The organism is Massilia sp. HP4 (genome assembly GCF_005222695.1).
Classification (GTDB): domain Bacteria; phylum Pseudomonadota; class Gammaproteobacteria; order Burkholderiales; family Burkholderiaceae_D; genus Telluria.
This window is the reverse complement of the sequence record NZ_STGG01000035.1, coordinates 1-20,689: the sequence shown is the minus strand read 5'-3', so window position 1 is coordinate 20,689 and position 20,689 is coordinate 1. Positions and strand designations below refer to the sequence as shown.

Below are 20,689 nucleotides of genomic sequence, written 5' to 3'. Positions count from 1 at the left end.
AAGGCCATGGAGACGCCTCCCGGCGCCTCATGGTCGAGGCGCCGGGAGGAGCGAGGCCTTAGAACTTGTAGTTCAGGCCCACGTAGGCCACGCGACCGCTATAGCCACTCGAGTAGTAACGCGCCTTGGTGTCGTTGCCCAGGCGGGAACGCGACTCTTCCTCGGTCAGGTTCAGCACCGACGCGGTCAGGCTGAGCTCCTTGGTGAAGTTGTAGGCGGCGTTCAGGTCGACCTGGCTGTACGGCTCGTCATACACGTTCAGGCCATTGACCAGGCCGTTGACCACTTCGCCACGGCGGTTGTACGAGGCGCGCAGCATCATCCTGTCGTCCGAGTAGAACACGGTCAGGTTGGCCTGGTTCTTGGCGCTGCCCACCAGCGGCGAGGTGCCGATCTGCTGGCCGTTGGACAGGGTGATCGCGGCCTGGTTGGTCTTGTTGTAGGTGTAGTTGGCCTGGAAGCCGATACCCGAGCTGAAAGTGTGCTGGGCATACACTTCGATGCCCTTGGACACCGCGTCGCGGCCGCCGGCGCTGGTGCTGTAGTTCTGCACCGCCACCGCCTGGCCGCCGATGTCCAGGGTCACGTCACGCACCACCGGCACCGCGAAATTGCTCACGTTCTTGCGGAACACGGCCGCGCCCAGCACCGAGCCGCGCGTGAAGTACCATTCGAGGCCCAGGTCATATTGGGTAGCCTTGTAGGCATCCAGTTCCTTGTTGCTGCCCGAACCGAACCAGCCGACCTGGTCGCCGCCGCCGATCAGGCGGCGGTCATCGACGTATTCCTGGCTGAAGTTGCGCAGGCTGCCGGGGGCGGCGATCGCGTTGTAGCTCGGCCGCGCCACCACCTTCGACGCCGCGCCGCGCAGCAGCAGGGTGTCGGTCAGGTCGAAGGCCAGGTTCAGGCTTGGCAGGTAGTCGGTGTAGGTGCGGTCGAGCGCGCTCACCACGAAGGTCGAGATGTGGCCGCTGGCCGGATTGGTCTGGCTGTCCGGCAGCACGGTGAAGCCGCTGGTGCAGCCCGAACCGGCCGGTGCGCCGGCAGCAGGTGCGCCGCCCGGCAGGCAGGGCGCCGGAGAACCGTCCGGGCCGTCGAAGAAGTAATCGTTGTAGTAATCGACCTGGTCGGTCGAATCGGCGTGCTGGCGGGTGCGCACCACGCGCATGCCCAGGTTGCCGCGCAGGCGGTCGGTCTTGATATTGGCCTGCAGGTACATCGAGGTGATCTTCTCGTCGACGTTGTAGACGAAGTTGTCCTCGTTACGGGTCTGCATCGGGCCGTAGGTGTCGTTCAGGTGCGCGATATAGGCCGGGTAGTTAATCGCCGGGAAGGCGCTGGCCTTGAGGCCGTTGGTCAGGTTACCCAGTTCTTCGCTGTACAAGAAGTCCGGACGGAACTTGTTGGCATTGATGTCGCAACCGTTCTGGAAGCGCTTGTCGTAGTCGCCCGGGTCGGCGCCCTGGCACACCCAGTAGTTATTGCCGGTGCGGCGGTTGGTGCCGCCGTCGCGGTACTTGGCGCCGAACTGGACCGAATCGAGCCAGCTGCTGTTGTCGACGTGCCAGGTCAGGTCGGCCTGGGCGTAGTTCTGGTCGGTCTTGTTGCGGGTCCAGGACGAGCTGGTCGAACCGAGGTCGATCTCGCCGATGCCGTTGCGCAGATTGGCCATCAGCTCGGGCGAGAAGTTCATGGTCGGGGTGCCGCTCAGGTCCCACGCCGAGTAGTGGTTGCCCAGGCTCCAGCTGCCGTCGGCATTCTGGCGGCGCGGCTTGATCGGCATGCCGAGGGACATTTCCGGACCGCCCTCGGCCCAGGTGCGGCCGAGCTTGATGTCGGCGTCGAGCGACTCGCCCTTCCAGTTCAGTTCGAAGTCGGCGGTCTGCGACAAGGCTTTTTCGCGGTTCAGGTTACCGGCGATCTGCGGGGTCGGAATGGTGCAGTCGTCGGGACCGAAGCCGCCGGTATTGGCCAGCCCAGCGGCGCCAGCCTGCTCCGAGCTGCAGTAATAGTTCTTGCCCGGACGCGCGCTGTACTGGGCGCCGGTGACGATGGTGCCGCTCGGGTCGAAGGTCAGCCCGTCGAGCATGCGGCCGCCCGGATAGTTGCCGTCGCCATTGAAGCGCGCGATGCTCCATTCCGGGATCTTCAGCGAGTTGGTCTGCGTATTCTGCTTCAAGTCGAAGCGGAAGTAGTTGGCCGTCATGTTCAGGTTGCGCAGGGGCTTGAACTGCAAGGTCAGCTGGCCGCCCTTGCGCTCGCGTTCATTGGTCACCACGTCCAGGTTGACCGAGGTTGGCAGCGCGAAGTTGGTGTAGTAGTCGCCATCCTGGTTGTAGAAGCCCGATTCGCCCCACCAGTACGAGTTCAGGCCGTTCGGCTGGCCGTTGACGTCGACCGACGGATTGGTGGCGCGGCTGTCGCTGTACCACTGCCAGTTGGAGGTGCTGCCGCCCATGGTGCGGATGGTGCGCTTCTGCTGGGTATAGCCGATCAGGACGCCGATGCGCTTGCTTTCGTCGTGCCAGGCGTACTGGCCCGAGATCTGCGGATCGGTCTTCTTGGTCGTGTCGGACCAGGTACCTTCGGCATTGACGAAGCCGGAGCCCGATTCCACGTCCAGCGGACGGCGGGTGCGCAGGATCACGGTGCCGCCGATGCCGCCTTCATCGAAGCGCGCTTCCGAGGTCTTGTACAGTTCGGCGCTGGCCAGCATATTCGACGGCATCAGCGTGTAGTTGAACGAACGCGACGGATCGCCGTTCGATTCGGCGGTGGCGACGTAGTTGCCGTTCAGCTGGGTCAGCGTCAGTTCCGACGACAGGCCCCGCACCGAGACGTTCTTGCCCTCGCCGCCGCTGCGCGTGATGATCACGCCCGGCACGCGCTGCAGCGCGTCGGCCACGTTCTTGTCGGGGAACTTGCCGACGTCTTCGGCGGTGACCACCTCGACGATCGAGTTGGCTTCGCGTTTCTGGTCGAGGCTTTTCTCGATCGCGTAACGGTAGCCGGTCACGTGGACCGTCACGGGGCCGGCGCCGGCCGCCGGCGCGGCCGGCTGCGCGGCCTCGGCTTGCTGGACCACCGGCTCGGCCGGTGCTGGCACGGGGGTCGTGGCGGTCTGGGCGTGGGCGCTGGAAATCGACAGCAGTGCGGCGCCGACCGCCATGGCGATCGGCGTGACGCGGCAGCGCAGCTGGGTGGAAGCGGCTTGGGTTCTTGAAGTCATCATCTGTCTCCTGATCGTGCCCTGTAGCGGGCTTTCTTTTATGGCGAAGTGGCCTGGATGCCGTACCGCCCGATGCGTCGACCGGTTACGGCGATCCACCTTTGAAGCGCATGCGAAGTCCGGCAAATGATAGCGTTCACAGGAATTTACTAAACGACCTGATGCTGCTTGCATGACGGAGGACATCGCTTTCCTACAAAGCGAATTTATACAAAGGAAACAACTAGCACTCAACAGTCACGCGTAAAACCGGTGAAGTTTAGCGTCGTTTACTAAACTCACGTGATGCTTAGCGTTGCGTCACGCCAATGACGATTGCTTTATCATCGCGGCAACTTAACCAAAGACAAGAGTGCTGCCGCTGTGTTTTTCCCTTACGTCTACATCGCCTACATCTACCTGGTACTGCGCCTGATCGTTCCCCTCCCCTTGCACCGTTTCACCCGCATCGGCCTGGGCCTCGCCCTGCTGCTGGTCTGCCAGCACCACATGATCCAGCGCTGGGTGTTCGGCACGATGTTCTCGCCCGAGATCCCGCGCGTCTTCATCATTGCTCTCGGCTGGCTGTACTGCAGCTTCCTGCTGGTGCTATTGCTGCAGCTGCTCGCCGACCTGGCGCTGCTGGCCGCCTGGGCGCTGCGCCGCGGACGCGCGATCGACGGGCGCCTGGCCTTGCGCCTGCGCCATGCGGTCGTGGCCTGCGGCGCGCTGCTGTCGGCGGTGGGTGTCAGCCAGGCCATCGTGGTGCCCGAGGTGCGCCGGGTCGAGCTGGCGGTCCGCAACCTGCCTGCCAGCCTGGAGGGATTCAGGATGGTGCAACTGACCGACCTGCACATCAGCCGCCTGATGCACGAGGACTGGGTGCGCGCGGTGGTCGAGCGCAGCAATGCCCTGCGGCCCGACCTGGTCGTGATCACCGGCGACCTGATCGACGGTTCGCCGCAGGCGCGGGCACGCGACGTGCGGCCGCTGGCCGATCTGGCGGCGCGCCACGGCGTCATCGCCAGCCTGGGCAACCACGAATATTATTTCGGCGCCGAGCGCTGGACGGGCGTCTTCGAGGGACTGGGGATGCGGGTGCTGGCAAACCGCCACGCCGTGGTCGAGCACGAAGGGGCCAGGCTGACGGTGGCCGGCGTTACCGACCGGGTCGCGCCGCGCTTCGATATGGAAGGGCCGGACACGCGCCGCGCGCTCCTCGATGCACCGGCTGGCGCGCCGGTCGTCCTGCTCAGCCACCAGCCGATCGGCGTCGCCGCCAATGCCGAAATGGGGATCGACCTCCAGCTGTCGGGCCATACCCATGGCGGCATGATCCGGGGCGTGGACCAGGTGGTCAAGCGCGCCAATGGCGGGTATGTGTCGGGCGCCTATCGCATCGGCGGCATGCAGCAGTACGTCAGCAATGGCACCGGCTTGTGGAACGGGTTCCCGATCCGGCTGGGCGTGCCGGCCGAGATCACGGAATTCGTGTTCAGGCGCGCACCTTAGTTGAACGCGTGGACGGCTCGGCCGTCCACGCGTCCGACAGGCCTCAACGCGGTTTTTTCTCGAGCTTCGGCACCGGCGGCAACGACGCCCGGTGCTTCTTGATATCGCTCTGCAGCAAGCGCGCCTGGGTACCCCAGCCGCCGATGAAGACGTCGTCCTTGCCGTCGCCGTCGAGGTCTCCCCTGCCCATGCTCCAGCTGCGGCCGACGGTCACGCCGGGCAGCACCGACAGGGTCACGTCCCTGAAGTTGCCCTTGCCGTCGTTCTGCCACGCGCGCGGCTGTAATGGGACGAAGCCCGGCACCTGGATCGCACCGACCAGCAGGTCGGGCGCGCCGTCGCCGTTGAAGTCGACCACCGTCCCGGCCCAGCTCGAGAAGGTATGCTGCGGCAAGCGGGCCGCGGTCTCGTCCCGGTAACGACCCTTGCCGTCGTTGATGAGCAGCCGGGTTTGCGGATCCTTCTCCCAGCCGGCGTTATTGCTGGTGATGTTGAAGAAGACGATGTCGGGCAGGCCGTCCCCATTCGCGTCAAGCACGTGGACTTCGCGCGTCTCCATCGGCACTTTCAGCTCGAGCCGGTGCGACTCGTCCCTGAAGCGTCCGCTGCCGTCGTTGACCAGGAGCCGGTTCGGCTGGCTGGGGCTGGCCAGCACCAGGTCGAGGTGGCCGTCGCCATTCATGTCGGCCATGACCGCGCCCTCGGTCTGGTCGTTGGCCTGCGGCAGATGGGTGGCAGAGGCATTGATGAAATGACCGGGCCGCCTGGGGTCGCCCAGGAACAGCAGGTTCCTGGCCGGCACCTCCTTGCCGCCGCCCGCTTCGCCGGTGCTGCCGATGAAGATGTCGGGCAGGCCGTCGCCATTGACGTCGCCGACCGCCAGCCCATTGCCCTGGCTGTGGGCCGGCAGGCGCGCGCTGGCGTCAACGAAGCCGCCCTTGCCGTTGCCCATGTAGAGCTGGTGGTATTCATCCGCCTCGGCCACGAACACCACGTCCATATTGCCGTCGCCGTCGAAATCGGCGGCGCGCACGTGTTCGCTGTCGTGCATGCGGGTGCCGAAGGCGTCCGGCACATAGGTCAGCTTGCCGCCGCCGTCGTTGCGGTACAGGCGGTTGACGCCATGCTCGACCGAGACCACCACATCCAGGTCGCCGTCGTGGTCGACGTCGATGAATACCGAGTCGGTCGCGTGCAGGGCCGGGGCCACCGGCACATTCGGCAGGGTGGCATCGATCCAGCCCGAGCCTGGCGCCTCGGGAATCAGGGCGAAGGCATCGTAGGCGGGATCGCGCCCGGCCTGCTGGCCGGGCTGCCGGGCGGACTGGATGCGCCACAGGTCGTCGAGCTCGGGTCCACCGCCGCGATTGCCGCTGCCGGCCGCGATATACAGCTTGCCATCGAGGTGGGCGGCCTGGGTGCCGTGGCGGCCGACCGGCAAGGCGGGCAGCGTCTGCCAGCGGGCCGTCTTCGGATCCCAGGCTTCGACTTCGCGATGGGCCGGTTCCTGCTTCAGGCTCTCGCCGCCCATGACCACCAGCTTGCCGTCGATGACTGCGCTGGCCGTGCCGGCGCGTTGCGTGGGCAGCGGGGCCGGGAGCGTGTTCCAGCGCTTCGCTGCGATGTCGTAGACGTCGACTTCGCCCACGGTCTGGGCCAGGGCATTGCCCAGGTCGTGGGCGGAGCGGCGCCCGCCGGCTGCGTACAGCTTGCCGTCGATGACAGCGGCGTGGAAGTGGTCGCGCGCATGCGGCGCGTCCGGCAACTCGGTCCAGCGTCCGGTGGCCGGATCGAAGGCGTCCAGCCACGCGACGTAGCCGCTCATGTGGCCGCGGCGGTTGCCGCCAACCAAGTAGATCAAGCCCTCATGCACCGCCACCCCGCTCGCGCCGCGCCGGCGATGCGGCGGGATCTCGGGGCCCTTGTGCCAAAGGTCGGCGGCGGGATCGTAGATCAATATGTCGGGCACCGGCGCCTCTTCGGGGAACTTGCCGGTCAATGCGCCGAGTACGTACAGCTTGCCGCCGAATTCGACGCCCTGCAGGTGGTGGATCTCGAACGGCGGCTGCTCGCCCCGGGTCCAGCGTCCTGTCCTTGGGTCGTAGATGTCGAGCGGCCGGTCACCGCGCCCGCCCACCAGGACCAGGCGTCCGCCGACGGCAACGAAGCCGTTCTCGTGGCGCGCGGTGGGCCGCGATGCGGCGTCCTGCTGGCGCCATTGCAGCGCCGTCGTCTCATGTGGCAGGGGCGCTTGTGCGTGGGCGCTGGCGCCGGCCAGCGTCGCGGTGGCCAGGGCGATGGCGGCGGCGCGCCAGATCCAGCGGGTGTTGCGCGGCTTGGCGCAAGGGGCTATCGTCATCGATGCTTTCCTCCAGTGGCTGCGAACCGGCAGCATAGCAGACCAGGCATGTCGCCCACGAGCCCCGATGTCACCTTCATGTCACGCGCTTGTCATGCGGCGCTGATAGGATGGGTCAATTTGGTTCTGTAATATAACAGCCCGGTGCCTGCCCAGATCCCTACTCCGCTCGCCATCCTGCGCCGCCGCGTGCTGTCACTGGTCAGCCCCAATGCCCTGCTGCCCATGACCTGCATCCTGGGCTGCACGATCGCGGTCTCGATCTGGCTGTTCTACTTCGACCGCGCCGAGCAGGAAAAGACCGTGGCGCGCCAGGCGGCGATCACGAGCAGCGAGAACATCGCCCTCATCGTCGCCACCAATCTCGAAGAAGTGCTGGGCCGGGGCAAGCTCTATGCGCGCATCGCCGCCAGCGACGGCCTGGCCATGCAAGCCACCGCCATGCACCTGAATCCCCAGCTGGTCGGCGATTCGGCCTATGTGCGCGCCGCGGTGTTCGACGGCGCCGGCGCCCTGCTGTATTCGTCCGCCAGGCAGGCCCGCGAGCCCGGGCTGCAGCCGCTGCTGGCGCGCGCACTCGGCCAGCCGCGTGCGGCGCCCGCGATGTCGATCGGCCACCCGGCGGCGGACGGCAGCCACCCCTGGCGCCTGCCGGTGCTGGTCCGCCTCGATGGCGACGGCGGCGGCATGCCTGGCTACTACGGCGCCATGGTCGACCTGGGATATTTTTTGGGCAGCTACCGCAACGTCGACCTGGGACCGGACGGCCGCATCGAGATCGTGCACCAGGACGGGGCGCCGCTGGCGATCATGCAGGGCGGGATCCTGCTGCCGGCCAGCGGCCAGGCGAGCGCGCCGCTCGCCGCCGGCAGTGCGATCGCGGCGCGCGAAGTCCTGGCCGACATCCCGATCCGGGTCGCGGTGATCCAGGACCCGGCGCTCGTCATGGGCCAGCTCGACGCCCGGCACCAGTCCTATTTCCTGCGCGCTGGCGCCTATTCGCTGCTGATCCTGGTCGTCACGATCGGCATCTCGGCCGGCCTGTGGCAGCAGCAGCAACTGCATCGCGCCGTGGCCACATCAGAGCAGGAAAAGCAGCGCCTGATCGCCCAGCTGGAGCAGGAAAAGACCCGCGCCCTGGCCCTGGCCTCGCAAGACCACCTGACGGGCCTGGCCAACCGCCGCATGTTCCAGGAGATGGCGTCGGCCGAACTCAAGCGCGCCCGGCGCAGCCGCAACCTGTATGCCCTGCTGTTCTTCGACCTCGACCGCTTCAAGGTGATCAACGACACGCTGGGCCATGGCGTCGGCGACCAGCTCCTGAAGGCGGTGGCCGCGCGCCTGCGCGGCGCGGTGCGCGAATACGACCTGGTCGCCCGCCTCGGCGGCGACGAGTTCGTGGTCTTGCTGTCCGAAGTGCCGTCCGAGGAATTCGTGGCCCAGCTGGCCGGCAAGCTGGTGCAGGGCCTGTCCGCGGTCTACCACGACCTGGACGGGCACGACGTAGTGACGAGCCCCAGCGTCGGCATCGCCCTCTACCCGCGCGACGGCCAGCACCTGGACGCCCTGCTGCTGCACGCCGACCAGGCGATGTACAGCGTCAAGGCGCGCGGCCGCGGCTTCTTCAGCTTCTACGACGCCTCGCTCAATGCCTCGAGCGCGCTGCATTCCGAACTCGCGGCGCGCTTTCGCCAGGCCATCCACGACGACGAGTTCTGCCTGCATTTCCAGCCCAAGCTCACGCTCGACACGCTGCAGATCGTCGGCCTGGAAGCCCTGATCCGCTGGCAGCACCCGGACCACGGCCTGATCTTCCCGGGCGACTTCATCCCGCTGGCCGAGGAACAGGATTTCATCGTGCCGCTGGGCCGCTGGATCATCGACGCCGTGTGCCGCCAGCTGGCGCAATGGCGGGCCGACGGCGTGCCTTTGGCGCCGGTGGCGATCAATGTGTCGGCCCGCCAGCTGCGCGACGAACGGCTGACCGCGGACTTCATCGGCGCCCTCGCCCAACACGGCATCGCGCCCGGGCTGATCGAGATCGAGATCACCGAGAGCAGCCTGATCGAGGACGCTGAGCTGGCCCAGCGCAACCTGGACGGCCTGGCCGCGGCCGGCATCCGGATGGCGCTCGACGACTTCGGCACCGGCTTCTCGGGCCTCTCGCGCCTGAAGCAATTCCCGATCAATACCGTCAAGATCGACCGCTCCTTCATTCGCGACATCCGCAACGACACCAACGACGCGGTGATCGTCGCCTCGACCATCTCGCTGGCCCACAACCTGGGCCTGACCGTGGTGGCCGAAGGCGTCGAAACCAAGGACCAGCTGGTGCACCTGAAGGCGGCGGGCTGCGACCAGGTGCAGGGCTTCTACCTGCAACGCCCGGTCGGCGCCGCGCAGATCGCGCCCCTCCTCCACAAGAAGTCCCTGACCCTCCAGCCGACATGAACCTCGATCCACGCCGCCGCGCCATCATCCGGCTGCCTTCCCTCGCAGCGCTCGCGGCGCTCGCTACGCACAGCGTACCGTCCTTCGCGGCAGCCTGCGAGCGGCCCGAGCGCCTGCGCTTTTCGATCATCCCGCGCGGCGACGTCAGGAAGGAGATCGCCGAACTGCAGCCGCTGCTCGACCAGCTGCGCGCGGCGCTCGGCATCCCGGTCGAGGTCTATGCCGCGCCATCGTACGGCGCCGTGATCGAGGCGTTGCTGTCCGGCGCCGTCCACCTGGCCCGGCTGGGGCCGGCCACCTATGTATCGGCCCGGCGCGCCGACCCGCAGCTGACGGCCTTCGCCAGCTATGCGACCAAGGCCTCCACGTTCCAGCCGGCCGGCGCCTTCTACCACTCGCTGCTGATCGTGCGCGCCGGGAGCAGGATCGCGAACCTCGACGACCTGCGCGGCAAGCGCCTGGCACTGGTCGATCCCGAGAGCACGTCCGGCGCCCTGGTCCCGCGCCACGTGTTCGCGAAACAGGTGGGCCGGCCGCTGGAATCGTATTTCTCCCAGGTCGGTTATTCGGGGAGCCACACCCAGTCGGTGAACCGGGTGCTGGCGGGACAGGTCGACGCCGCCTTCGTCGGCAGCCAGAACCTGGCGACCGAGACGGCCTCGAACCCGTCAAAGGAACAGCAGATCCGGGTCGTGTGGCGCTCGGGCCCGATCCCGACCGACCCCTTCGTGTTCCGGGGCCAGCTGTGCGACGCGCTGAAGGACAAGATCCGCGGCGCCTTCTTCGACCGCGGCGCGCAGCGCGCGGACGTACTGGACAAGCTGAATGTCGCGCGGTTCGTGCCGGTGTCGGACCGGGATTACCGGATCGTGCGCGAACTGGATTGAGCTGGCTGTGCCCGGTGGCCGGCATGCCGGCGCATACCTGCTATGCTGCGAGACCCGCATAGCCTCGCCGCATCGCAAGCGAAACGAATCACCATGAATCACACGAACAAGGCCACCCTGACCGGCCTGGTAGCCATCCTGCTATGGAGTTCCATTGTCGGCCTGATCCGCAACGTCAGCGAACACCTCGGCCCGACCGGCGGCGCCGCCATGATGTACAGCCTGGCCTCGGTATTTTTGTTGCTGTCGGTCGGATGGGTGAGGCTGGACGAATTCCCGCGCCGCTATCTGATCTGGGGCAGCCTGCTGTTCGTGGCCTATGAATTGTGCCTGGCGCTGTCGATCGGCCATGCCAACTCGGCCCAGCAGGCGATCGAGGTCGGCATGGTCAACTACCTGTGGCCGGTGTTTACCATCGTCGCGGCGATCCTGTTCAACGGCCAGCGCAGCAACTGGCTGATCGTGCCCGGCTTCGCGCTGTCGATCGCCGGCATCTGCCGGGTGCTGGGCGGCGAACAGGGCTTCGACGCGGCCGGCATGCTGGCCAATGTGCGCGACAACCCGCTCAGCTACGGGCTGGCCTTCGGCGGCGCCCTAGTCTGGGCAGCCTATTGCGCCCTGACGGCGCGCATTGCGAACGGAAAGAACGGCGTGACCCTGTTCTTCATCCTGGTGTCCCTCACCCTGTGGAGCAAGTACGCCCTGCAGGGCGGCGGCCGCATGGATTTCAGCCTGGACGCGATGCTGTACCTGGTGCTGGCCGCCGCGGCCATGGGCTTCGGATACGGCGCCTGGAATATCGGGATCTTGCATGGCAACGTCACGATCCTGGCCGGCGCCTCCTACTTCACCCCGGTGCTGTCGGCCGCGCTGTCGAGCGTACTGCTGCATACGCCCTTGTCGTGGGCGTTCTGGCAGGGCGCAGCCATGGTGTGCGGCGGCGCGATCCTGTGCTGGCTGGCGACGCGCGCCAGGCGCGCCGCACCGACTCCAGCCTGATCAGAAGTCGAACTGCGCCGACACCAGCGCGGTGCGCGCCGCGGCCGCCGTCACGAAGCTGCCGCTGGCCAGCCAGTAGGCCTTGTCGGCGACATTCTGGACGCTGGCGCGCAGGATGACCGGCTTGCCCATCAGGCTGGTGCGATAGCGGGCGCCGACGTCGAGCCGGGTCCACGATGGCAGGTACAGCGTGTTGGTGGCATTGAGCGGCATGTCCGAGGTGTGGATGGCGCGCGCGTTGAAGCTCAGGCCAGGGACCTGGTCGAGGTCATATTCCAGGCTCGCGTTGAAAGCGCGCTTGGCCACGTTGGCGGCCTTGTTGCCGTCGTTGATGCCGCCCACGGTGCGCTGCAGCTCGGCGTCGTTGAACACCGCACTGGCCATCAGGCGCAGGTTGCGCGCCGCCTCGCCCATCACCGACAGTTCCAGGCCGCGGTTGCGCTGGTTGCCGTCCATGCTGTAGATGGTGGTGACCGGATCGGTGACGGCGTTCGGGCGGTCGATCTGGAACACGGAAACGCCGGCCAACAGCTTGCCCTGCTCGACCTTCACGCCGGCCTCGTACTGCTTCGATTTGTACGGAGGGAAGACCTCGCCCCGGTTGGCGGCGGTATCGGGTGCGGTACTGCCGCGCGACAGGCCGGACGTCATATTGGTATACAGCGACACGTTCGGCAGGGGCTTGACGACGATGCCCACCAGCGGCGTCGTCGCGCTCGCGTCGTACGAGGTCGAGCTGGCGCCTGCAGGGGAGATGTTTTTCGCGACCACCTTCTGCCTCCTTACGCCGCCGGTCAAGAGCAGGCGGTTGTCGAAGAACGACACGGTATCGGTGAGCGCCACGCTGGACAGCTCGCTGCCGGAGGTCGTGGTCGGCGACTGGCGCGCGCCGGTCATGGGGATCAGCGGCGCTGGATTGTAGATGTTCGAGATCACCGCGACGCCGGCCGGCGCCGCCAGGAAGAAGCTGCCCGACTCCTGCTCCAGGCGCGAGGCCGAGACGCTGACCAGGTGCTTTACGCCAAGTCCTTCGAGGCGCGCGCGGGCGCCGACCTCGCCGGTCTTGTTGCGGGTGGCGGCATCGTACCAGGCGTTGCTGACGCGCAGATTACCCGCCATGTCGATCGCATCGTTACCGCGCGCGGAAGGGAAATCCTGCTCGCTGGCTCCGTAGTGGTAGCCGGCGGCGGCGTACAGCATCACATCGGGGGTAAGGTCGTATTCAAGCCGCGACGCGATCGTCGAGTCGCGCATCGTGAGTTCGACGCCCGGATACATCGCGCGGTGGCCGGACGGCGCTTGCGGGACGCGCGTCACGTTCGGCCGGAAACTCGACTGGCCGCGGAAACCGTCGGTATCCTCGCGCTGGGCATAGGCATCGACCACCCAGCGCAGGTTCGACGAGCGGTAATCGAGCCCCAGCGCGGCGATGGAAGCTTCGGTCTTGCTGTCGTCGAGCGTGGTGTCGCCCTTGCGGTAGACGCCATTGAAGCGCACGCCCCACTGGCCCGCGTCGCCGAAGCGGCGGCCGACGTCCACGTGCGTGCCGAGGATGGACTTGCTCTGGTAGGTGCCGGTGATGCGGGTCAAGGGCTTGTCGCCAGCGCGCTTGGTCACGATATTGATGCTGCCGCCGACGCTGCCGCCCGGGCTCATCCCGTACACCAGCGAGCCTGGCCCTTTCAGCACTTCGACGCCCGCCATGATCTCGGCCGGCATGCGGTTGCCCGAACTGAGTCCGTACAGGCCGTTCAGGCCGACGTCGCCGCTGCCCACGCTGAAACCGCGGATCTGGAAGTCGTCGCTGAAGCCGGCGGTCGACGTCTGGACGCGGATCGACGCTTCATTGATGACCACATCGGCCAGCGTGCGCGCCTGCTGGTCTTCCAGCATTTGCGAGGTGTAGTTCATCGTGCTGAACGGCGTATCCATGATGTCCGCCGCACCCAGCACGCCGACGCTGCCACGCCGCGCCACGCCGCCGCCCATGTACGGCGCCTCGTCGTTGGTGCGGGCGCCGGTCACCAGGACCTGCTCGATCTGCGGGGCCGCGGTGTCCTGCGCGTGCGCGGCGCCAGCCAGCAGGGCGATGGGCGCGGCCGCGAAGGCGGTCCCCCAGGCACTGCCGATCATCAGCGACAGCGCCTTGCGGCGGTTGGATTGGGCAGGTGGCGGGGTCCGAAGCTTGTTCATGGAGAAGTCCAGTCAGTTGGAGATTAATAAATGCAAATGAGAATTATACTCATTTGCATAATCAATCACAATACCGGACAGTAAACCGCTTCCACCGTCACCCCTCGGAAGGAGGGATCGGACCCCTCACCGAAGCTCAGAAGAACGGCCAGGCAAGGAGCCGCCTGAGGTGCAGCACGACCCGCAGCACGGGATAGCCGAGCGCGAATCCGAAAGCTTGCAGGCAGCGCCAGTCACCCATGAAGGCCAGCCAGAAACCGGCGACCATGCTCGCAGCCGCCAGCACCATCAGCCATAGCTCGATGCTCAGCAGGAAGCCGGCCACTTCACTTCGGACGTGCCGTACTTCGGCGGCGACTTGCCTGGCGTATTTCAGGTGGTGGGCCATGTTGGTCTCGATTCTGGTATGAGCGCGACGGACCGGATGCCGGCGACATCGGGCGTCCGTCGCCGATCCATCCTAGTCCCAGCCTACTACGGCATTTTTGCCTTACGCCAACAAAGCTGTTTTGGTATGTCCTTGACCGCAAACCTACTAGAAGGTAGACTTATTGCCAATCCGAGCCAGCTGGGACTCGGACAAATAAAGGAGCAACCATGCCGCACGACCAATCATCGTTCGAGCAGCGCCTGGCCGTCATCGAAGACCGGCTTGCCATCTATAACCTCATTGCCTCGCATCCGCTCAGCGCGGACACGGGCCACGGTCCTTTCTTCCCCGAGGTGTACACCGAGGAGGCGGTATTCGACCGCGGCTCGGCGGCGCCGGGCGCGGTCGGGCGCGAGCAGCTGGCGGCGCTGGTCGGCAGCCCCGCCCACCATGCGGCCCTCGACGGCGGCCTGGCCCACTTCGGCAACCTGCCGTATATCGAACTCGATGGCGACGAGGCGCGCGTCACCTCGTACCTGATGCTGCTGCGCTTCGACCGCGATGCACAGGAAACCGCGCTGCCGAACCACGGCCTTTCGCGCGGCCACAGCATCTTCCGGGTCCTGGCCAATCAGTGGCACGTGGTGCGCACGCCCGAGGGCTGGCGCATCAAGTCGCGCAAGCTGTTCCCGATGGACGGGAGCGCGCCTGCGCGCGGCCTGCTGCGCGACGTCGTTGAACGATAGGCCGCCGGCTGCGTCGTCATCGCTGCACCACGCGGCCGATGCTAGAACGCGGCGCCGGCCACCAGGGCCAGGTTGCTGCGGTCCGCCAGCAGGTTGTAGGCGCCGCCGGAGAAGCGCATATACGCGGCCTCGATGAAGTAGCGCTTGCCCCAGTCCGCGCGCAGCCCGAAGCGCGACGTCGGGCGGCCCTCGCTGAAGGTGGAGTCGTGCGAGTAACCCTTCAAATCCTTCGCCGTCGTCAGCTGAAATGCGAACTCGGCACCGCGCTGATCCGCATGTCGCACATCATGCACGACGATGCCGGCCGCCCGGTGCTGTACGTGACGGCGCACCTGACGCCGCAGCACACCCGCATCCTGATGGAGATCCAGGGCGACGCTATCGACACGATGAGCGCGGGCCACGTCACCAACGATCCCTCGCTGCTCGGCCAGGCTGGCGCCGGCAAGAGGCGGGTCAAGCCCTGAACCGACCTGCCACGCCCGCTTTACGACTGCCCGCGTGCCGGGAGCAATGCCCTGCTCTTGACTACGTGGCGCCCGAGTTCAGTCCGAAGATCTCGGGCACGCGTTCCAGATAGTCATGCGTGAATTCGGCCCGACGATCGCGCAGGCTATCCACCGAATACCTGAACCCGAATCCGGCGAGCGAAGTCACCGTCGGCTCTCGTGCATCGTCCAGCGACTTTACGCGCTTTTGATGGTAGAGCCCGCCGCGACTGCGCTGGGAATTGGCGTCCTCGAGCGTGCGATACACGGTGCGGCCGTCGGTGATGCGCGCATCCATATAGCCGCCATCCTCGCGCTCGAACGCCACCAGGCGCAGCGCGGCCTTGTCCCCCAGCGGCAGGTTGACCATCGCGTTGAGCGCGTGGTTATCTCCGCCGCCCGCGGTCTTCGAGGCGGTAGCCTGGTAGGCCGCGGCGGCCTGGTCGAAGCGCGGCTTGTTGGCGATGAAGCGCACCGTGCCGGCCAGCGAACCCTCGCCGAACAGGGTGCCCTGCGGGCCCTTGAGCACCTCGACGCGCTGGATGTCGAAGGCGCCGATGCCGGGAAAGCGGCCGCCCGCGCTCAGCGGCATCTCGTCGAGGTACATGCCGGTGGCCGAACCGGTGCCGCCGTACAGGTTCATCATGTTCAGTTCCGAGATGCCGCGCACCGCCACGCCACCCTGCCCGGCCTGCTCCTGGCGCAGTTCCACGCCCGCCATCGACCCAATCAGGCCGGTTAAATCGCGGGCGCCCGTGTCCTTCAGGTTCTTCTCTGAAAATACATTGATGGTCTGGGGTACGTCCTGCATGGCCAGCGCGCGCCGGGTCGCGGTGACCACCACGGTTTCCAGCGCGCCGCCGGCCGGCGGTTCAGGAGGCGCGGTTTGCGCAAGGCCGGTCAATGGAATAACGGGAATCAGGCCGGCGAGCGCCAGGCCTCGTTGCAGCTTCTTCATGTTGTCTCCTTTTATTTTTGGATCGACATGAGCTGGTAACGCGACGCTCGTCGACTTGATCAGGCTATTGGGTCAATTCAGTCGTGTCAATCTTGACGAATTCCAGTCAACCATAAATCACGCAGTTACGCGCACCGGCAGAAAAAAGACCCGGCATCGCGCGCGCGATGCCGGGTCCGGGAGCGTCGTCCGCTCGCTTGCCCGCGTCAGGCTTGCTGGCGCCGCAATTCGACCACCTGCCCGCCACGGTAGGCCGCCAGCAGCCTTTCCCAATCGGCGTCGAAGCGGTCCATGGCCGCCAGCTTGACGTGGCCATAGCCGCGCACGCCATCGGGCAGCTGGGCCAGCGCCAGCGCGGCCTGCAGGTTATCGGCGCGCAGGCTGCCCGCCAGCATGTCGGCGAAGGCCAGGTAGCGATCGCGCAGCGCCCGTTCGCGGCGGCGCTCGGCGGTATGGCCGAACACGTCGAGCGCCGTGCCGCGCAGCCGCTTGCCCCTGGCCAGCATGCCGAACACGGGCATCATCCAGCCTCCCAGGCGCATCTTGCGCGGCACGTTCGATCCCGGTTTGCGGCGCGCCAGCAGCGGCGGCGCCAGGTGGAAGGCCAGCTGGTAGTCGCCTTCGAAGGTGGCCGCGATCCGGGCGCGGAAGGCCGGGTCGGCGTGCAGGCGCGCCACCTCGTACTCGTCCTTGTAGGCCATCACCTTGAACAGGTTGCGCGCGACCAGTTTGGCAAGCTTGCGCGCGCCGCCGGGCGCCAGCTCGCCCTCGCGCCGCTCGACGGCGGCCACCGCCCGCTCATAGCGCGCAGCATAGGCGGCATCCTGGTATTGCGCCAGGAAGGCGCTGCGCAGCGCGACGCTGTCGGCCAGCGACGTTGGCGGCGTGAAGCCGACGACTTTCTCGTTGCGGCGGTCCAGCCGCTCGAGCGCCCCCATGTCGGCGGCGGCCAGGCGGCCCAGCGTGAAGGCGCGCTTGTTCATGTCGACCGCCACGCCATTGAGTTCGATCGCGCGCATCAGGGCCGGCAGGCCGACCGGCACCAGGCCCGCCTGCCAGGCATAGCCCATCAACAGGATATTGCCGCCGATCGGGTCGCCCAGGAAGCGCGCTGCCGTCTCGTGCGCGTCCAGCCGCCGCAGGTTCTCCGCTCCCGCGGCCAGGCCGATCTTTTCCAGCAGGCCGTCTTTCTGGATCGTGGCGTCGCGCTCGCGCGTGAAGTCGGCGGTGGGGATCTCGCGGTCGTTGGCCACCACCCGGGTGTGCCCGGCGCGCATCACCGATAGGCTGTCGGGCATGGCCGCCACCACCAGGTCGCAGGCGAAGACCGCGTCGGCCTGGCGCAGGTCGATGCGCACCTGGTTCAGGTCGGCCGGCGAACGCGCCACGCGCACGTGCGACAGCACCGCCCCGCCCTTCTGCGCGAAGCCCATGAAGTCCAGGGTCGAGGCGCCCTTGCCCTCGATGTGGGCCGCCATCGTGACCAGCGCGCCGACAGTGACGATGCCGGTGCCGCCCACGCCCGCCACCAGGATCTCGAACGGCTTATCGAGCGCCTGCGGCGCCGGCATCGGATAAGCGGATAGAGCCTGCTCGAGGTCGGCCAGGGTCAGCGCGACGCTGGCTGGTTTACGCAGCGCGCCGCCGAGCACCGACACGAAGCTCGGGCAAAAGCCTTCGACGCAAGAGTAATCCTTGTTGCACGACGATTGCTCGATCTGGCGCTTGCGCCCGAACTCGGTCTCGAGCGGCAGGATCGACAGGCAGTTCGACTGGACGCCGCAATCGCCGCAGCCCTCGCACACGGCCGGGTTGATCACCATGCGCCGCGCCGGATCGGGAAACACCTCCTTGCCCGGCCGGTTCTTCTTGCGCCGGCGGCGCTTCTCGGCGGCGCAGGTCTGGTCGTAGACCAGCACCGTGACGCCGGGGATCTCGCGCAGCATGCGCTGGATCGCATCGAGCTCGTCGCGGTGGTGCACGGTGACGCCTTCGGGCAGGCGCACGCCGGCGTAGTTGGCCGGCTCGTCGGTCACCACGACTGTCTTGCGCGCGCCTTCGCTCACCACCTGCTGCACGATCTGCGTCACCGACAGGCTGCCGTCCACCGGCTGGCCGCCGGTCATCGCGACCGCGTCGTTGTACAGGATTTTATAGGTGATGTTGGTGCGCGCGGCGATCGCCTGGCGGATCGCCAGCGAGCCCGAATGATAAAAGGTGCCGTCGCCCAGGTTCTGGTACACATGCGGCGCGTCGACGAAGCGCGAGGATGCCACCCAGCTGATGCCCTCGCCGCCCATCTGCGACAGGTAATGGGTGTCGCGCTGCATCCAGGTCGCCATGAAATGGCAGCCGATGCCGGCCAGCGCGCGGCTGCCTTCCGGCACCCGGGTCGAGGTATTGTGCGGGCAGCCCGAGCAAAAATAGGGCGTGCGCTTGACGCCGTCGGCCGCGTTCGACGGCAGCGCCGCGCCGCAGAAGGCGGGCAGCATCCGCTGCAGGTCGAGGTGCGGAAAGCGCGGCGCCAGCCACTGCACCAGCACCGGCGCGATGCGCGAAGGACGCAGCTCGCCCAGCGCCGACAGCAGCGGCTGGCCGTTGCAGTCGGTCTTGCCGAGCACCATCGGGCGACGTTCGGCCGGCAGGTTGTAGAACAGGTTCTTGAGCTGCTGTTCGATGACCGGGCCTTTTTCTTCGACCACCAGGATTTCTTGCAGCCCGTCGGCGAAGGCGGCCAGGCGGGTGCGCTCGAGTGGGAAGGTCAGGCCAGGCTTGTAGACTCGCACGCCGAGCCGTTCCAGGCTGGCCAGCGGCACGTCCATGCGCGCGAGCGCCTCGACCAGGTCGAGATACGCCTTGCCGGCAGCGACGATGCCGATGCGGGCCTGCGGCGCGGCCACTACCAGGCGGTCGATCGGATTGGCCCGGGCAAAGGCCTGCACCGCCTCGAGCTTGGCGGCGGCGCGCTGTTCCAGCGCTAGGCCCGGCAGGTCGGGCCAACGGTTGTGCAGGCCGTCGGCGGGGGCTACGTAGTCTTGCGGCGCGGCGAAGCGCGGCAGCGCCGGCAGCTCGACCACCGCCCCGCCCTCCACCGTCTCTGAAATCGCCTTGAAGCCGCACCAGGCGCCCGAGAAGCGCGACAGGGCCCAGCCATACAGGCCGAACTCGAGGTATTCCTGGATATTGGCGGGATTGAGCACCGGCATGCTCCAGGCGATCAGCGTCTGCTCGCTCTGGTGCGGCATCGACGACGACACGCAGCCATGGTCGTCGCCCAGGATGACCAGCACGCCGCCATGCGGCGAGGAACCGTAGACGTGGCCGTGCTTGAGGGCGTCGCCGGCGCGGTCCACGCCGGGCCCCTTGCCGTACCACATGCCGAACACGCCATCGACCTGGCGCGTCGGGTCGGCCTCGACCTGCTGCGAGCCCATCACGGCGGTGGCGCCGAGTTCCTCGTTGATCGCCGGCAGGAACTCGATGCGGTGTTTCTCGAGCAGCGCGCGGGCGCGCCACAATTCCTGGTCGACCGCCCCCAGCGGCGAGCCGCGGTAGCCGCTGACGAAGCCGGCGCTGTCGATCCCGTCGCGCTCGTCGAGGACTTTCTGCATGCACAGTAGGCGCACCAGGGCCTGGGTGCCGGTCAGGAACACCCGGCCCGCCTCGCGTGTCAGGTTGTCGTCGAGCGCGTAGCCTGGATCGGCCAGCGCGCCCGGTGGGGTGGTCATCGAATTCATGGTCTCGTTATCGTTATCGTTATTTGACCAGACAGGATATGCCGCACGACACGAAAAATTATTTCTATTTGTTTGATGGCCGGCAGTAAACTGGCGAGATCCTTTCGATTGACATGGCAAAAAATGAAAAATACACCGCTCGACCCGGCGTCGCTCAAGATCCTGGCAGAACTCCAGAAAAACGGCAGGGTGTCGTCGAATGAACTGGCCGAAAAGATCGGCATGTCGGCCAGTCCCTGCTGGCGGAGACAGAAGGAGCTCGAAGAGAATGGCTATATCGTGCGGTACGCCGCCCTGCTCGACCGCCGCAAGCTGGGGCTGGCCGTGGTGTGCCTGCTGCACATCACGCTGCTGCGCCATGCCGAAGGCGTGGTCGAACAATTCGAGGAAGCGATGCGGCTGCGGCCCGAGGTGGTGGAATGCTATGAAACGACCGGCAGCTCGGACTATATGGTCAAGGTGGTCGTAGCAGATATGGATGCCTACCACGACTTCCTGCACAATGTGCTGGTCAAGCTCAATGGGGTGGCGCAGGTCAATACCAGCGTGGCGCTGCGCGAAGTGAAGTACGACACCAACCTGCCGCTCCATGCGGCAGGATTGTGAACGATCCGGTCAGCGGTCCGTGATTATTTCTTCGGTGGACCGTTATCGCGGCCACCTCCGGACTTCTGTCCATCCTGCTTGCTCGGCCAGTTTGCTTGCTTACCCATGATGCTGCTCCTTTGATGTATCCCGGTCGGATGCCGCCTGCAGCCGGGATGCGCTGCAGGGGCGTCGG

Annotated in this window: 14 protein-coding genes; 7 read left to right on the top strand and 7 right to left on the bottom strand. The window is 66.8% G+C overall.

From position 1 onward, the window contains the following. Nucleotides 1–58 precede the first annotated feature (58 nt). Complete coding sequence (locus E8M83_RS12880; protein WP_229491510.1) at nucleotides 59–3,232, bottom strand: TonB-dependent receptor; 3,174 nt, start codon at nucleotides 3,230–3,232, stop codon at nucleotides 59–61. A 360-nt stretch (nucleotides 3,233–3,592) separates the two neighbouring features. On the opposite strand from E8M83_RS12880, the gene E8M83_RS12875 reads away from it, so the two are divergent. After that, on the top strand, nucleotides 3,593–4,720 hold the full coding sequence (locus E8M83_RS12875; protein ID WP_137173751.1) for a metallophosphoesterase: 1,128 nt from the start codon (nucleotides 3,593–3,595) through the stop codon (nucleotides 4,718–4,720). Between the two features lie 43 nt (nucleotides 4,721–4,763). On the opposite strand, the gene E8M83_RS26060 is transcribed toward E8M83_RS12875, so the two are convergent. Continuing rightward, entirely contained in the window at nucleotides 4,764–7,079 is a 2,316-nt protein-coding gene (locus tag E8M83_RS26060; protein WP_206077450.1) for an FG-GAP-like repeat-containing protein, read from the bottom strand. A 144-nt stretch (nucleotides 7,080–7,223) separates the two neighbouring features. Here E8M83_RS26060 and E8M83_RS12865 point away from each other — a divergent pair, with 144 nt between their 5' ends. From E8M83_RS12865 to yddG, 3 genes are all read left to right on the top strand, one after another. Then, nucleotides 7,224–9,530 (top strand): bifunctional diguanylate cyclase/phosphodiesterase, encoded by a 2,307-nt coding sequence (locus tag E8M83_RS12865; protein ID WP_229491509.1) that lies wholly within the window; start codon nucleotides 7,224–7,226, stop codon nucleotides 9,528–9,530. Then, nucleotides 9,527–10,417, top strand: coding sequence for a phosphate/phosphite/phosphonate ABC transporter substrate-binding protein (locus E8M83_RS12860; RefSeq protein ID WP_137173750.1), 891 nt, complete (start codon nucleotides 9,527–9,529; stop codon nucleotides 10,415–10,417). The genes E8M83_RS12865 and E8M83_RS12860 overlap by 4 nt, the downstream gene beginning before the upstream one ends. Before the next feature lie 93 nt (nucleotides 10,418–10,510). Further along, nucleotides 10,511–11,416: an aromatic amino acid DMT transporter YddG gene (gene yddG, locus E8M83_RS12855; protein WP_137173749.1), complete on the top strand. Its 906-nt coding sequence runs from the start codon at nucleotides 10,511–10,513 to the stop codon at nucleotides 11,414–11,416. Here yddG and E8M83_RS12850 read toward each other — a convergent pair whose 3' ends face one another. Then, nucleotides 11,417–13,609, bottom strand: coding sequence for a TonB-dependent siderophore receptor (locus E8M83_RS12850; RefSeq protein ID WP_137173748.1), 2,193 nt, complete (start codon nucleotides 13,607–13,609; stop codon nucleotides 11,417–11,419). Nucleotides 13,610–13,745: 136 nt separating this feature from the next. Next, nucleotides 13,746–13,997, bottom strand: a complete 252-nt coding sequence (locus E8M83_RS12845) for a hypothetical protein (RefSeq protein WP_137173747.1) — start codon at nucleotides 13,995–13,997, stop codon at nucleotides 13,746–13,748. Nucleotides 13,998–14,206: 209 nt separating this feature from the next. On the opposite strand from E8M83_RS12845, the gene E8M83_RS12840 reads away from it, so the two are divergent. Further along, nucleotides 14,207–14,725 carry a nuclear transport factor 2 family protein gene (locus E8M83_RS12840; RefSeq protein ID WP_137173746.1) on the top strand — a complete coding sequence of 173 codons (519 nt, stop codon included), beginning with the start codon at nucleotides 14,207–14,209 and terminating at the stop codon, nucleotides 14,723–14,725. 41 nt (nucleotides 14,726–14,766) lie between these two features. On the opposite strand, the gene E8M83_RS25940 is transcribed toward E8M83_RS12840, so the two are convergent. Beyond that, nucleotides 14,767–15,009: a DUF1302 family protein gene (locus tag E8M83_RS25940; protein ID WP_267874218.1), complete on the bottom strand. Its 243-nt coding sequence runs from the start codon at nucleotides 15,007–15,009 to the stop codon at nucleotides 14,767–14,769. Here E8M83_RS25940 and E8M83_RS25935 point away from each other — a divergent pair. After that, nucleotides 15,001–15,192 (top strand): hypothetical protein, encoded by a 192-nt coding sequence (locus E8M83_RS25935; protein WP_170976788.1) that lies wholly within the window; start codon nucleotides 15,001–15,003, stop codon nucleotides 15,190–15,192. The two genes, E8M83_RS25940 and E8M83_RS25935, sit on opposite strands and share 9 nt — an antisense overlap. Nucleotides 15,193–15,253: 61 nt before the next feature. Here the strand turns inward: E8M83_RS25935 and E8M83_RS12830 are convergent, their stop codons facing one another. After that, nucleotides 15,254–16,171 carry a TonB-dependent receptor plug domain-containing protein gene (locus E8M83_RS12830; RefSeq protein ID WP_137173744.1) on the bottom strand — a complete coding sequence of 306 codons (918 nt, stop codon included), beginning with the start codon at nucleotides 16,169–16,171 and terminating at the stop codon, nucleotides 15,254–15,256. Nucleotides 16,172–16,377: 206 nt separating this feature from the next. Beyond that, a complete protein-coding gene (locus E8M83_RS12825) occupies nucleotides 16,378–19,908 on the bottom strand; it encodes an indolepyruvate ferredoxin oxidoreductase family protein (RefSeq protein ID WP_137173743.1) in 3,531 nt (1,176 codons plus the stop codon). A 123-nt stretch (nucleotides 19,909–20,031) separates the two neighbouring features. Here E8M83_RS12825 and E8M83_RS12820 point away from each other — a divergent pair, with 123 nt between their 5' ends. Next, a complete protein-coding gene (locus tag E8M83_RS12820; RefSeq protein ID WP_137173742.1) occupies nucleotides 20,032–20,514 on the top strand; it encodes an Lrp/AsnC family transcriptional regulator in 483 nt (160 codons plus the stop codon). Nucleotides 20,515–20,689 lie beyond the last annotated feature (175 nt).

Excerpts from the sequence above, each read along its gene's own strand:
- E8M83_RS12880 (WP_229491510.1), bottom strand. The coding sequence starts at position 3,232 with ATGATGACTTCAAGAACCCAAGCCGCTTCCACCCAGCTGCGCTGCCGC.
- E8M83_RS26060 (WP_206077450.1), bottom strand. The coding sequence starts at position 7,079 with ATGACGATAGCCCCTTGCGCCAAGCCGCGCAACACCCGCTGGATCTGG.
- E8M83_RS12860 (WP_137173750.1), top strand. The coding sequence starts at position 9,527 with ATGAACCTCGATCCACGCCGCCGCGCCATCATCCGGCTGCCTTCCCTC.
- yddG (WP_137173749.1), top strand. The coding sequence starts at position 10,511 with ATGAATCACACGAACAAGGCCACCCTGACCGGCCTGGTAGCCATCCTG.
- E8M83_RS12850 (WP_137173748.1), bottom strand. The coding sequence starts at position 13,609 with ATGAACAAGCTTCGGACCCCGCCACCTGCCCAATCCAACCGCCGCAAG.
- E8M83_RS12845 (WP_137173747.1), bottom strand. The coding sequence starts at position 13,997 with ATGGCCCACCACCTGAAATACGCCAGGCAAGTCGCCGCCGAAGTACGG.
- E8M83_RS12840 (WP_137173746.1), top strand. The coding sequence starts at position 14,207 with ATGCCGCACGACCAATCATCGTTCGAGCAGCGCCTGGCCGTCATCGAA.
- E8M83_RS25935 (WP_170976788.1), top strand. The coding sequence starts at position 15,001 with ATGTCGCACATCATGCACGACGATGCCGGCCGCCCGGTGCTGTACGTG.
- E8M83_RS12830 (WP_137173744.1), bottom strand. The coding sequence starts at position 16,171 with ATGAAGAAGCTGCAACGAGGCCTGGCGCTCGCCGGCCTGATTCCCGTT.
- E8M83_RS12825 (WP_137173743.1), bottom strand. The coding sequence starts at position 19,908 with ATGAATTCGATGACCACCCCACCGGGCGCGCTGGCCGATCCAGGCTAC.
- E8M83_RS12820 (WP_137173742.1), top strand. The coding sequence starts at position 20,032 with ATGAAAAATACACCGCTCGACCCGGCGTCGCTCAAGATCCTGGCAGAA.